Genomic DNA, 12747 nt, shown 5'->3' on the forward strand with positions numbered 1-12747 from the left:
TGGATTCAGCCTCGAAGGCGACGACGCCGGCTTCCCTCGCCTCCGCGATCCATGCCTTCAGCGTGGGCACATCCCGAATGGTGGCATAGGCAGACGTGTCGATCTTGCGGGCCGTCGCCGCCTCCAGACGCAGTGCCGCAAGCAGGGAAGGGGCGTCGCCCTGCCTCGGTGTCTCGACCTCGTCGGCCTGGCCCGGATCGTTGCCGGCTCTGGTGCCGGCCGGAGTTCCGGCCCCGACATCCGGCCCATGCGCATTGTCGGCGCGCTCGACGGTGACCGACACAGCCTGGACATCGCCGGCCTCGGTGCCGGTCGCTTCCGCCACGCGGCGGGTCAGCGAGGTGAATTCCATGGTCTTGAGGAAGCCGATTAGTTTTGGCCCGTCCGGCGGGTGCAGGACGAAATCGTCAAGCCCCTCGCTCACCGGCACGTCGTCCTTCAACGTCACCAGCTGGCGGGAAATGCGTGCCTTCTCGGCATTGGCGATGATCGATTCCCGCCTCTTTTCCTGCTTGATCTCGCCGGCGCGGGCCAGGAGCGTGTCGAGATCTCCGAACTGTTCGAGGAGCTGCGCCGCCGTCTTCGGACCGATGCCGGGCACACCGGGAACGTTGTCGACGGAGTCCCCGGTCAGCGCCTGCAGGTCGACCATCTTTTCCGGCGGCACGCCCCATTTCTCGATGACTTCGGGGATGCCGATCTGGCGGTCCTTCATCGGGTCGTACATGCCGACAGTGGCGCCGACCAGTTGCATCAGGTCCTTGTCGGAGGAAATGACGGTGGTGTCGCCGCCCGCTTCACAGGCGAGCCTGGCATAAGTGGCGATCAGGTCATCAGCCTCGTAGCCTTCGATCTCGACGCAAGGCAGGTTGAACGCCCTGGTCGCCTGGCGGATCAGGCCGAATTGCGGGATCAGGTCCTCTGGCGGCGCCGAGCGGTTGGCCTTGTATTCGGGGTAGAGATCATTGCGGAAGGTCTTTGACGAATAGTCGAAGATCACGGCGAAGTGCGTCGGCACAATGCCTACATCGGTGTTGCGGGCATCCAGCATCAGCTTCCACAGCATGTTGCAGAAGCCGGAAACCGCGCCGACAGGCAGGCCGTCGGACTTGCGGGTCAGCGGCGGCAGCGCGTGATAGGCACGGAAAATGTAGCCGGAGCCGTCGACAAGGAAGAGGTGATCGCCTTTTTTCATGCCGGCAGGGATAGCGCGGCACGAGGGCTTGGTCCATGCCAAAGGCGCCTGCGCAGAGCTGTTCCGGCAACACCCTGACAGACCGCTGACAGGCCCCTTCGCTCACGTCCATGTTACAAAACTGTAATTTTCGTGCCCTTGAAACGCCACGTTCCAAGACACAGATAGACGTCATCGGCAGTTTTCGCCGAGTCCGGAGCAAGGCCCGTCCCCCGCCTATCCCGGACACTTGCGGCAGCCTATCCCCCCTCTCCGGGCTGCCGCATCGTTTCGAGGAGAAGGCCGCCGTGGTTCCCCCTCCACCACGGCGGTCTTTTTTTGCCAACCGATTGCTGTTAGCGGCCTTGGTCCAATCTTCCCGGGCTTTTCGTTTGCCCGCTCAGCCTTTACGGTTTCGACATCAAAGCGCGTCGCGTCGAAAGGCTTCCAAGAATGTCCGCAGTTTCCCCCGTCCTCGATCGCCTCGACAGCAATCTCGACCAGAGCCTGGAACGTCTGTTCGGCCTGCTCAGGATCAAGTCGATCTCCACCGATCCGGCCTATGCCGCCGACTGCCGCAAGGCCGCGGAGTGGCTGGTGGCCGAGCTCAAGCTGATCGGCTTCGACGCCAGCGTGCGTGACACATCAGGACATCCAATGGTCGTCGCCCATCATGACGGGCCTGCCGGCTCGCCGCATGTGTTGTTCTACGGCCACTACGACGTGCAGCCGGTCGATCCGATCGAATTGTGGGAAAGCGACCCGTTCGCCCCGGCGATCAAGGAAGTCGGCCCCGATCACAAGGTGATCGCCGGGCGCGGCTCGGCCGACGACAAGGGCCAGCTGATGACCTTCGTCGAGGCTTGCCGCGCCTGGAAGCAGGTGCATGGCAATTTGCCGTGCCGCATCACTATTCTGTTCGAGGGCGAGGAGGAATCCGGATCGCCGTCGCTGAAGCCATTCCTCGAGGCCAATGCGGACGAGCTCAGGGCGGACTTCGCGCTTGTCTGCGATACCGGCATGTGGGACCGCGATACGCCATCGATCTGCGTCGGACTGCGCGGCCTGGTCGGCGAGGAGATCACGGTCAAGGCCGCCGACCGCGATCTGCATTCCGGCCTCTATGGCGGTGCCGCCGCCAACCCGATCCGCATCCTGGCCAAGGTGCTGGCCGACATCCACGACGAGGACGGCCGCATCACCATTCCGGGCTTCTATGAGGGTGTCGAGGAAACCCCATCGCAGATCCTGAAATCGTGGGAGACGCTTGGCGAGACGGCCCAGACCTTCCTTGGGCCCGTCGGACTGTCGATCCCGTCCGGCGAAAAGGGCCGCTCGGTGCTGGAACTGACCTGGGCGAGGCCCACGGCCGAATTCAACGGCATCATCGGCGGCTATACCGGCAAGGGCTTCAAGACGGTTATCGCGGCGGAGGCCTCGGCGAAGGTGTCCTTCCGCCTCGTCCACAAGCAGGACCCGAACAAGATCCGAGACGCTTTCGAGAAATTCGTCGAGGAACGCATTCCGGCCGACTGCTCGGTCGAATTCCACCCGCATGGCGGCTCGCCCGCAATCCAGCTTTCCTACGACTCGCCGTTCCTGGCCAAGGCCAAGGACGCGCTGTCCGACGAATGGCCGAAGCCGGCCGTGACGACGGGCAGCGGCGGCTCGATCCCGGTGGTCGGCGACTTCCAGACCTATCTCGGCATGGAATCCCTGCTGGTCGGGTTTGGCCTGGACGACGACCGCATCCATTCTCCCAACGAGAAATACGAACTCAGCTCCTTCCACAAGGGCCAGCGGTCCTGGGCGCGCATTCTCGACGCGTTGACGCGCTGAGCGGCGTTTTCCTGTTGATTTTTCGGAGGATCGCGGCGAGGACGAGCCATTAGATCAAAGCATCGCGGCGTCCCTTCGTCAGGGGACGCCCGTGGCTCGACCGGAGAAGACAATGGCCGACATCCGTTTCCACAAGCACGATCTGCCCGACCTGTCGCGCTACGATGTCGGCGCTGTGGCCATCGACACCGAGACGCTGGGGCTGAACCCGCACCGCGACCGGTTGTGCGTGGTGCAGATCTCGCCCGGCGACGGTACGGCTGATGTCATCCAGATCGCGCCGGGCCAGAAGAAGGCGCCGAACCTGGTCAGCCTGCTGAAGAACCGCAGCGTGACGAAGCTGTTTCATTTCGGCCGTTTCGACCTCGCCGTGCTCTACAATGCGTTCGGGGTGATGCCCGAGCCGGTGTTCTGCACCAAGATCGCCTCGCGGCTGACCCGCACCTATACCGACCGGCACGGGCTGAAGGATATCTGCCTGGAGCTTCTCGGCGTCGGCCTGTCCAAGGCGCAGCAATCGTCGGACTGGGCGGCGGAGACGCTGTCGCCCGAACAGCTCGAATATGCTGCTTCCGACGTGCTTTATCTGCACCGGCTGCGCGACGTGCTGGCCGGGCGGCTGGCGCGCGAGGGGCGCAGCAAGGAGGCCGATGCCTGCTTCCGCTTCCTGCCGACGCGTGCCAAACTCGACCTGATGGGCTGGGACGAACAGGACATCTTCGCCCACAGCTGATGGAGCTGGCGGCCATCCGCCGACGCTTGGTTCAGAGCCTATGTGGGCCGTTCTCGCCCGGTTGGGATTGTCGTGAAAGGGAATGAAATGGCAGATCGAAAGCCTATATCGAGCGCGCCGACCGATGGCTCCAAGGTCACGGTCATGTGGAAGGATGGCGACGGCGTCGTTAACGAATCCATCGCGCAATATCGCGATGGCGGCTGGTGGGTCTACACCGACAGCGACACCCAGAAAAAGGTTGAGCCGACCAGCTGGCGGCCTGCGACGAGCGACGATGACGACCAATGAGCGCGCCGCTGGCGAGGCCGGCCGCTTTCGAATAGCGTGAGGCCGTTGTTATCGGGGCCGATTCGGAGCTTTCCGCTCCGCGCTCGCCCACTTGCTCGGAGGAAATCGCCATGGGCGTCGAAAGCCTGCTCGTCTTCATCATCATTGGTGCCATTGCCGGCTGGCTCGCCGGTCTCATCGTGTCGGGTTTCGGCTTCGGCCTGATCGGCAACATCATCGTCGGCATCGTCGGCGCGTTCATCGCCGGCTGGCTGTTTCCGCGTATCGGATTCTCCATGGGCGGAGGCGTTCTCGCCGCGATCGTCCACGCCACCATCGGCGCCATCATCCTGCTGGTGCTGGTCAAGGTCCTGAAACGAGCGTGAGGCTCGACAAACGAAAGAGCGCGCCATGAAGCAGAACACTCTCTATCTCCTCGTTGGCGCGCTCGTCGTCGTGGTCATCGCGCTCGGCATCTATGTCTACCGCGAACAGACCAAGCCGCAGGGCGTCGAACTCAAGATCGACGACAAGGGTATCTCCATCCAGCAGAACTAACCCGCCGGTGTCTGGTGATCCGGGAGCGCGCGACATGCCAGGCTGCAATGCCCCGGAGGACGAAGATCGGTCCAGGATCACCGTGGCCGAATGGGAGCGGCTGAACAGGCCGCCCCGGGGCGCCGCGTTCCTGCGTTATCACTGGCGGACCTTTCGCTTCCTGAGGACATCGGCGCCGGTCAGCGAATTGCAGGGAAAACAGCAGGCGTTCCGCGAAGCGATCATCGCCAGCGTGGCCTTCAACCGGCCTGACGTGATCGAATGGCAGATACACCTCGTGCGCCGCTACCTGGCCGAGCATGAAAGCTACGTCGTCTTCGACAACAGCAAGAAGCAGGACGCCAGGGAGGCGATCCGCGACCTCTGCCGGCGACATTCAGTGCCTTACGTGGCGTTGCCGCGCAACAGGCTGGTGGTCAGCCGATCGCACGGCCAGGCCCTCAATTGGATCGTGCGGAATTTCGTGACACGGTTCGGGCCGAAAGTCTTCGGCTTCATCGATCATGACATCTTCCCCACGGAACCGTTCTCGGTTGCCGAAAAGATGCAGGGCAAGAGCATCTATGGCAGCGTTCGGCGCGACACGCCGACGCCCGGCGGCTGGTTCCTGTGGCCGGCCTTCAGTTTCTTCGACGGAAGCCTGCTGCGGTTGCGGCTGGATTTCGCCCCGAGTTACGAGTTTCACATGGACTCCGGCGGCGGCAACTGGCCGGTGCTCTACAGGTCTATCGATCCGGCGCTGGTTCGTTTGGCTGAAGTGAAACCGGTTCACTTCGGCCCCGGAGATGACCCATCCCAGGACTTTTTCATGTCGATCGATGGCTGGCTGCATGTGACGAACGCCTCGAACTGGAGACGGCAGGAGATTGACAGGAGCAAAGAACTTGTCGCCTTGCTGCGGCAAGCCGGCGGTCCCGAGCAGCCGGACGTAAAATTCGGGCCGATCTGAAACGATCGGCCATTGTCCTGATTTTCCGATGGCGGCAGCCTTGATTGACAAGCGTGACCATGGGCTGCGGCCCGAAATTCAGGGCTTGCGCGGCGTTGCCGTGGCCCTTGTGGTGATTTTCCACATCTGGCCCGCCGTGCTTCCTGGCGGCTATGTCGGGGTCGACGTATTCTTCGTCATCTCGGGCTACCTCATCACCGGCCTGCTTGCCCGCATGGCATTGCGCGACGGCCACATCTCGCTGACGGCATTCTATTCGCGGCGGGTGCGGCGATTGCTGCCGGCGGCGCTGCTGACCCTCCTCGTCGCGCTAGCCGGAACGCTGGTCCTTCTGTCCAGCGCGCGCTGGGAGGAGACGGCCATCCAGGTCGCCGCGAGCGCCCTCTATTCGCAGAACTGGCGGCTCGCCTGGCAGGCTGTCGACTATCTCGGCGCCGAAGAGGCGGCGAGCCCGGTGCAGCATTACTGGTCGCTGTCGATCGAGGAGCAGTTCTACATCGTCTGGCCGGTGCTGATGATGGCGGTCCTCTGGCTGGCACGCCGCTTCAGACAACCGCCGAGAGCCGCATTGCTGGTGGCTTTGGCCGTGGTTTTCGCCGGATCGCTGGCCGTCTCGGTGTTCGTCACCCGCAGCGATCCGGCCGGAGCTTACTTCTTCACCCATACGAGGCTTTGGGAACTGGCGCTTGGGGCCCTGCTGGCGCTGGCGGTTCATGATTTCAAAGGCGGCAATGGGCTCAACGCGGCGTTGCCGCGTCGCGCCGCCATGCAGGCGGCAGGCCTTGCCGCGATTGGCGCTTCGGCGCTGTTCTTTTCCGCCTCGACGCCATTTCCGGGCGCGTACGCGTTGCTGCCGACATTGGGAACGGTGCTGGTGATATCGGCCGGCGACGTCCGGACAGGTCGGTTCGGTGGGCTCGATGCCTTGTTGCTACGCTATGTCGGCGACCGGTCCTATTCGATCTACCTCTGGCACTGGCCGCTGATCGTTTTCTATACCGCACATTGCCCCTCTATCGGGCTGACGGCAGGCCTTGGCCTGATCGTGCTGACGCTTGCGATCTCGCATTTGTCCTACCGGTTCGTCGAGCAGCGCTACCGTCGGCCGCGGTCGGACACGGAATGGAAGCCGCTGGTTCATGGCACGATCGCCGTCGCGGTCTGCGTAATGACGGCGGGCGGGCTGGGCTACGCGCTCGACAGGCAAGGCGTCGATACCAGCCTGATCGGGACCCCGGACTATCCAGGACCCGCGGCGCTGCTTGCCAACGCGGTCGTTCCACCCGGCGTGGACCTGCTACCCTCGCTTGGGCAGCTGAAGCGCGACGTGCCTATCGTCTACCGGCTGAAATGCCATCAGGAACAAGGCAGTATACGGGCCGTGGGCTGCATGCTCGGCGATCCAGACGGCACCAGGACCATCGTCGTCGCCGGAGATTCACACGCCGCGCAATGGATCCCGGCCATCGACAGGATTGCCAGGGACCGCAAGTGGAAACTGGTCACCTTCACCAAGGCGGCTTGCCCGTTCACGCGCGCGGCGGTGACGGACAACGGCAAGTCTTACGAGGCCTGCGCGAAATGGCGCGACAACGTTCTCACCGAAATCGGCAGGCTGCGACCGGACCTGCTGTTTACCAGTCAATCCCGCTATTCCAGCACGCCGGAGCCGGCGATGATCGAAGGTCTGCGCAGCATCTGGGCCGAACTGAACGAAGAGGGCGTGCGCGTCATCGCCATCAGGAACACGCCCTATCTCAAGTTCGACCCGGGCGACTGCCTGGCGGCCGATCCCGCCAAATGCGTCACCGTGCGCAAGGAAGTCGAGGCGAGCAATGTGCTTGCCGTGGCCGCCGCCCCGTTGCCGGGGGTTCGTGTCGTCGACATGAACGATGCCCTTTGCGGCCGGGAGACGTGCAGCGCTGTCGTCGGCAACATCATCGTCTGGCGGGATGTTCACCATATGACGGCGACCTATGCGCTGGCGCTGGCGCCCTATCTGGCCAAGGCGGCGGGTCTTTAGCGGAAGGGCTTTACGGCACCATGCCGCCGGCGCCATCGTATCAATAGCGGGGCCGCTTGTCGGAGACCACGACCAACCTTCCTCCGATAGTCCGGCAGCGCTTGCAGACGAGCTTCGATGCAAGTCGCCTTTCGGTCATGAAATTATAATGCGTGCCGTAGGTCACTATGAGGTCATCGAGATCGAGCGAGCGCAAATGACCGCAGCGCGCATTGCCGCAGTAGACGCTGAGACCCATTCCCTGATCGCGAAGCTCGCTGAGCTTGGCAGGCAGCGCAACCGGAACAAGTCTACCTTCCGACACCATCGGGTTCGCGACCGCCACGAGAATGGGTTTCGGCAGCTTGGCCCGGTCGATGTCTCCGATAGCGTGGGCCGCCTTGTCTTCGGCGACGCCGATGAGGGTATCGATTTCTCCCATCGATTCCATATGCCCGCGAACAAAAAGAGCCTTTCTCAGCTCATGCAGCGCTTCCCTGGTTTCACAGAGTGTTGCTCTCAGGGTGACAGGCATTTCGCACGCACTCCTCATGCAACTGCCGGGGCGGCAGCAGGCCTCAATCGCAGCACTGAAATCTTCGTCCTGCCAAACCTCACAGTTTCGCCAAACGAGGCGTAGACCGCGCCTGGAAAGATGCCGCCGTCGGCTTGGCAGCCGTTTGCCAGGAGTCTCGCGGTTGCAGGAACTTCATAAAGTTCCGAACGTCTGCCGCCCGATCTCTCGATTAGAGTTCCTTGAAATATACTGGAATGTTGGACTTCCATTGCACAGCTCCCACTGGGCGGGAGAATGATAAGCGCTCTCAAGCACCAGAGCCCATACAATAACTGGTGACAATCTCTTTAAGCACTTAAAAAAGAAGCCGTCTATTAACTATCACATACAAACATGAGATATGATGATTTTATCACTCAACCAATCAATACTTGTATAAAAGTGTACGGTTCCGACAAATGCCCTGTGCGCTGGTTTGCCGGTGCGAGAGGTGTGGGGACAAATAGCCGGCCCCGCAATATGAGATGGCGTCTCAATTTTTGCGACTTAACCCGCCTTTAAACCGCCGTATCTACTCTTCACCCCGGACGCCATCGAATGGCGTGCATCGGCTCTGAAGCACAGAACGTTCGCAGACTTCGAATGGTTGCATCGAGGACATCAAGCGCAGCGCATGGCGAACCGCAAAGACAGCCGCATCGAACCCAGTTTCGAGGGAGCGCCACGGGATAGGTCCTCCGGCGGACTTTCGGTGAGCGAGGAGGATCGCGTCGTGCCGAGCAATCGCAAAGCCTCCGCCAAGCGCAAGCCCGTCAAATCGAAGTCGTCGCGGGGCAGGCGCGGCAGAAGCCGGCGCGGGCTGTTCGGCGGTATCGGCCGCTTGTTCTACTGGTGCTTCGTGCTGGCCATCTGGGGCGGCATCGCGGTGGCCGGCACGGTCATCTATTACGGCGCCAAGATGCCCGCGGCCACCACCTGGTCGATCCCGGACCGGGCGCCCAACATCAAGATCGTCTCGGCCGACAACCAGCTGCTGGCCAATCGCGGCATGAGCGGCGGCGAGGCCGTCGGCCTGCATGAGATGTCACCCTATATCCCCGAGGCGGTCATCGCCATCGAGGACCGGCGCTTCTATTCGCATTTCGGTGTCGATCCGATCGGCCTGTCGCGGGCGATGGTTACCAACCTTCTTGGCGGCCACTTCTCGCAGGGCGGTTCGACCCTGACGCAGCAATTGGCCAAGAACCTGTTCCTGACGCCCGACCGCACGCTTGAGCGCAAGGTGCAGGAGGTGCTGCTGGCGCTGTGGCTGGAGCATAAGCACACCAAGGACCAGATCCTCGAAATGTACCTGAATAGGGTCTATTTCGGCTCCGGCGCCTACGGTGTCGAGGCGGCCTCGCGCCGCTATTTCGGCAAGAGCGCGCGCGACGTTACCCTATCGGAGGCGGCGCTGCTGGCGGGCCTGTTGAAGGCGCCGTCGCGGCTGTCACCGGCGCGCGACCCCAAGGCCGCCGAGCAGCGCTCGCAGTTGGTGCTCGCCGCCATGCGCGACGAGGGCAAGATCAGCGCCAAGGAACTGGCGTCGGCGATGAGCGCGCCGGCAACGCGCGCGCCCTCCTACTGGACCGGCTCGGAGAATTATGTCGCCGACACCATCATGGAAGAGCTGCCCGACCTGATCGGCGACGTGCGTGGCGATATCGTCATCGACTCCACCGTCGACCTGAACCTGCAGAAGCTTGCCGAACAATCGATCCGCAGGCTGATCGACGACAGCGGCAAGAAGCTCAATGTCACCCAGGGCGCGTTGGTGTCGATCGACGATTCCGGCGCGGTGCGCGCCATGGTCGGCGGCTACGATTATTCGACCAGCCAGTTCGACCGCGCCTCGGAAGCGCGCCGCCAGCCGGGGTCGGCGTTCAAGCCGTTTGTCTACATGGCGGCGCTGGAGGCCGGCCGCACGCCGGACAGCATCCGCAACGACGCGCCGATCAAGATCGGCAACTGGACGCCCGACAATTATGGCGGCAAGTATTTCGGCAAGGTGACGCTGGCCACCGCGCTGGCCAAATCGCTGAACTCGGTGGCGGCCCAGTTGACCATGGAAGTCGGGCCCAACGCGGTCGTCGAGGCGGCTCACCGCATGGGCATCCAGTCCGACCTGCAGGCGAACACTTCGATCGCGCTCGGCACCTCGGAGGTGACGCCGCTGGAGCTGACCTCAGCCTATGTGCCGTTTGCCAATGGCGGCTACAAGCCGGACATCCATTTCATCCGCCGCATCACGACGGCCGACGGCAAGGTGCTCTACGACAGCAGCGGCGGTAGCGTGCCACGTGTCGTCAAGCCCGAGATCGTCGGCATGATGAATTCGATGATGACCGGTACGGTGGAAATCGGCACGGCCAGGAAAGCGGCCTTCGCCTGGCCCTCGGCCGGCAAGACTGGCACCAGCCAGAATTCGCGCGACGCCTGGTTCGTCGGCTATACCGCCAATCTCACCACCGGCGTCTGGTTCGGCAATGATGACGGGACGGCGATGAAGAAGGTCACCGGCGGGGCGCTGCCGGCGCAGGCCTGGCACGAGTTCATGGTCGCAGCCCATGAGGGCGTGCCGGTGCGGCCGCTGCCCGGAACCTGGAAATCCACCCCGGCCGACACGGTCGTGCCCGACGAGATCCCGTCGGCCAGCAACAACCAGCCGGCGCCGGTCCCGCCGGTATCCGTCGGCCAGCAAGCACCCGTGGTGCCGCGGGCAGCTCCCGTGGCCCAGGCACCGCTGCCGGCCCGCAACGTGGTGCGTCCGGCGCAGACCGTCGATGCCGATGGCCTCGACATGCCGGCCGACGACGGCGCCACCGGCTCGATCAAGCATCCGGTGCCGCCGGGCAATGTCGGCGGTCCGCTGAAGAGGAAGCAGACCTCGATCCTCGATATCCTTGGCGGGGGGTGAGCGGCAACTCGCCTCTCGCCTCGGCGACACGGTTCGGCTACATCTCCCGACATGGCTGAAAACGACACCAGAAAAACTATCGTGCTGACCGGCGCCAGCCGCGGCATCGGCCATGCCACCGTGAAACGGTTTTCGCGCGAGGGCTGGCGCGTCATCACCTGTTCGCGACAGTCCTTTGCCGACGACTGCCCGTGGCCGGCCGGCCCGGAAGACCACATCAAGGTCGATCTCGCCGATCAGGAGGATGTCGGCATTGCGGTTTCGGAAATCCGGCACCGGCTGGAAGCGCATGGCGGGCAGTTGCACGCGCTGGTCAATAATGCCGGTATTTCGCCGAAGCTCAAGGACGGCAACAGCCGCATGGACTCGATCGACACGCCGATGCATGTCTGGCGCGACGTGTTCCAGGTCAACTTCTTCGCGCCGATCATGCTGGCGCGCGGGCTGTTCAAGGAATTGGCGGCGGCCAAGGGCTCGATCGTCAACGTCACCTCCATCGCCGGTACGCGCGTGCACCCTTTCGCCGGCACCGCCTACGCGACCTCGAAGGCCGCGCTCGGCTCGCTGACGCGCGAGATGGCGCATGATTTCGGCCCGCACGGCATCCGCGTCAACGCCATTGCGCCGGGCGAGATCGACACGGCGATCCTGTCGCCGGGAACGGAGAAGATCGTCGAGACGATCCCGCTGCGGCGGCTCGGCACCACGGCGGAGGTCGCCGACATCATCTTCTTCCTGTGCTCGCAGCAGGCATCCTACGTGACCGGCTCGGAAATCCACATCAATGGCGGCCAGCACGTGTGAGTTGGGGCCAAGGCCTGCTCATCCGGGGATTGTAAGAACAGCCTTGCCGCTGAAGCTGCGCTGACGCAATGCGTCCAAGGCTTCGGCGATGTCCGTCCACGGCAAGGTGAAGGCCACGCGCGTTTCCAGCCTGCCAGCCGAAACCAGGGTTAGCAGCGCGGCAATGTCGGCGCCAATGGCCGAGCCGGACGTGTAGTAAGCGAACGTCTGCAGCCGCGCTCCCTCGTGGCCGGGGACGAACTGGCGGAACCCGATGGGCGTGAGTTCACCGCTGCTCGAGCCGAACATGACGATCGTGCCGCCAGACGCCACACGCTCGATCGCGTGTGCGAGGCTTGGGCCGCCGACGGATTCGGTGATCAGCGAGAAACGACCCTCGGCCAGTTCGATCGACCCGACGACCTGCCCGGCTCCAAGGCCGCGCAGGTCGTCTGCATGACGGGCGGCTGCGATCGCGGTCACCGAGGCGCCCTGATCCCGGGCGATCTGGATCTGGAAACGCCCGACCGCACCGCTTGCGCCGGTGATCAGGATCCGCTGGCCGGCCAGATCACCGCCATGGCGCAAGGTCCTCAGCGCAGTCGTGCCCGCCACGGGCAGCGTGGCGGCGGAGACAAAGCCGACCGCTTCCGGCAGGACCGCGAGACGGTCGGTCGGAACGGCGACACGTTCGGCCCAGCCGCCCTCGTCGACCAAGGCCACAACCGGCGTGCCCATTGCTGGCCCTGAGCCATCGGCAGCCGCCCTTTCGACCACCCCGACGATGTCCTGGCCGGGTACCCAGCCGTTCGGACGAATGGCGAGCAGGCGCAGTTCGCCGCGGTTCAGCGAGGTTGCGCGGACGGCGACCAGAGCTTCGTTCGTAAGAGGCTGTGGCTCATCCGCTTCGGTGAGTTTCAGTCTTGCGGTATCATTCGAAGAGATGGCGAGAGCGAGCATTGGGTA

General features: G+C 63.6%; 12 protein-coding genes. 9 read left to right on the forward strand and 3 right to left on the reverse strand.

The window, feature by feature from the left end:
- Window positions 1–1195 (reverse strand): 5'-3' exonuclease H3TH domain-containing protein (locus WC739_RS20805; RefSeq protein WP_372954902.1); only part of this gene is annotated, 1195 nt, incomplete at its 3' end.
- A gap of 432 nt (window positions 1196–1627) precedes the next feature.
- On the opposite strand from WC739_RS20805, the gene WC739_RS20810 reads away from it, so the two are divergent.
- The 7 genes from WC739_RS20810 to WC739_RS20840 all read left to right on the forward strand — a co-directional run bounded on the left by WC739_RS20810 (window position 1628) and on the right by WC739_RS20840 (window position 7546).
- Window positions 1628–3013, forward strand: coding sequence for a dipeptidase (locus WC739_RS20810; RefSeq protein WP_372954903.1), 1386 nt, complete (start codon window positions 1628–1630; stop codon window positions 3011–3013).
- 112 nt (window positions 3014–3125) lie between these two features.
- A complete protein-coding gene (locus WC739_RS20815) occupies window positions 3126–3746 on the forward strand; it encodes a ribonuclease D (RefSeq protein ID WP_372954904.1) in 621 nt (206 codons plus the stop codon).
- Between the two features lie 87 nt (window positions 3747–3833).
- Window positions 3834–4037, forward strand: coding sequence for a hypothetical protein (locus WC739_RS20820; protein WP_372954905.1), 204 nt, complete (start codon window positions 3834–3836; stop codon window positions 4035–4037).
- A gap of 110 nt (window positions 4038–4147) precedes the next feature.
- On the forward strand, window positions 4148–4402 hold the full coding sequence (locus tag WC739_RS20825) for a GlsB/YeaQ/YmgE family stress response membrane protein (protein WP_372954906.1): 255 nt from the start codon (window positions 4148–4150) through the stop codon (window positions 4400–4402).
- A gap of 25 nt (window positions 4403–4427) precedes the next feature.
- Entirely contained in the window at window positions 4428–4574 is a 147-nt protein-coding gene (locus WC739_RS20830) for a hypothetical protein (protein ID WP_372954907.1), read from the forward strand.
- Window positions 4575–4608: 34 nt separating this feature from the next.
- Entirely contained in the window at window positions 4609–5523 is a 915-nt protein-coding gene (locus WC739_RS20835) for a hypothetical protein (protein WP_372954908.1), read from the forward strand.
- A gap of 40 nt (window positions 5524–5563) precedes the next feature.
- Window positions 5564–7546, forward strand: coding sequence for an acyltransferase family protein (locus tag WC739_RS20840; RefSeq protein WP_372954909.1), 1983 nt, complete (start codon window positions 5564–5566; stop codon window positions 7544–7546).
- 40 nt (window positions 7547–7586) lie between these two features.
- Here WC739_RS20840 and WC739_RS20845 read toward each other — a convergent pair whose 3' ends face one another.
- Entirely contained in the window at window positions 7587–8060 is a 474-nt protein-coding gene (locus WC739_RS20845) for a hypothetical protein (RefSeq protein WP_372954910.1), read from the reverse strand.
- Between the two features lie 655 nt (window positions 8061–8715).
- Here WC739_RS20845 and WC739_RS20850 point away from each other — a divergent pair.
- Window positions 8716–10998, forward strand: coding sequence for a PBP1A family penicillin-binding protein (locus WC739_RS20850; protein ID WP_372954911.1), 2283 nt, complete (start codon window positions 8716–8718; stop codon window positions 10996–10998).
- A 51-nt stretch (window positions 10999–11049) separates the two neighbouring features.
- The gene (locus tag WC739_RS20855) at window positions 11050–11802 is read left to right on the forward strand and encodes an SDR family NAD(P)-dependent oxidoreductase (protein WP_372954912.1); all 753 of its coding nucleotides are present in this window, start codon (window positions 11050–11052) and stop codon (window positions 11800–11802) included.
- A gap of 18 nt (window positions 11803–11820) precedes the next feature.
- Here the strand turns inward: WC739_RS20855 and WC739_RS20860 are convergent, their stop codons facing one another.
- The gene (locus WC739_RS20860; RefSeq protein WP_372954913.1) at window positions 11821–12741 is read right to left on the reverse strand and encodes a zinc-binding dehydrogenase; all 921 of its coding nucleotides are present in this window, start codon (window positions 12739–12741) and stop codon (window positions 11821–11823) included.
- Between the last annotated feature and the right edge of the window lie 6 nt (window positions 12742–12747).

Source organism: Mesorhizobium sp., from assembly GCF_041661565.1.
Classification (GTDB): Bacteria; Pseudomonadota; Alphaproteobacteria; order Rhizobiales; family Rhizobiaceae; genus Mesorhizobium.

Coding starts and splice junctions, on each gene's coding strand:
- WC739_RS20810 (WP_372954903.1), top strand. CDS start 1,628: ATGTCCGCAGTTTCCCCCGTCCTCGATCGCCTCGACAGCAATCTCGAC.
- WC739_RS20815 (WP_372954904.1), top strand. CDS start 3,126: ATGGCCGACATCCGTTTCCACAAGCACGATCTGCCCGACCTGTCGCGC.
- WC739_RS20820 (WP_372954905.1), top strand. CDS start 3,834: ATGGCAGATCGAAAGCCTATATCGAGCGCGCCGACCGATGGCTCCAAG.
- WC739_RS20825 (WP_372954906.1), top strand. CDS start 4,148: ATGGGCGTCGAAAGCCTGCTCGTCTTCATCATCATTGGTGCCATTGCC.
- WC739_RS20830 (WP_372954907.1), top strand. CDS start 4,428: ATGAAGCAGAACACTCTCTATCTCCTCGTTGGCGCGCTCGTCGTCGTG.
- WC739_RS20835 (WP_372954908.1), top strand. CDS start 4,609: ATGCCAGGCTGCAATGCCCCGGAGGACGAAGATCGGTCCAGGATCACC.
- WC739_RS20845 (WP_372954910.1), bottom strand. CDS start 8,060: ATGCCTGTCACCCTGAGAGCAACACTCTGTGAAACCAGGGAAGCGCTG.
- WC739_RS20850 (WP_372954911.1), top strand. CDS start 8,716: ATGGCGAACCGCAAAGACAGCCGCATCGAACCCAGTTTCGAGGGAGCG.
- WC739_RS20855 (WP_372954912.1), top strand. CDS start 11,050: ATGGCTGAAAACGACACCAGAAAAACTATCGTGCTGACCGGCGCCAGC.
- WC739_RS20860 (WP_372954913.1), bottom strand. CDS start 12,741: ATGCTCGCTCTCGCCATCTCTTCGAATGATACCGCAAGACTGAAACTC.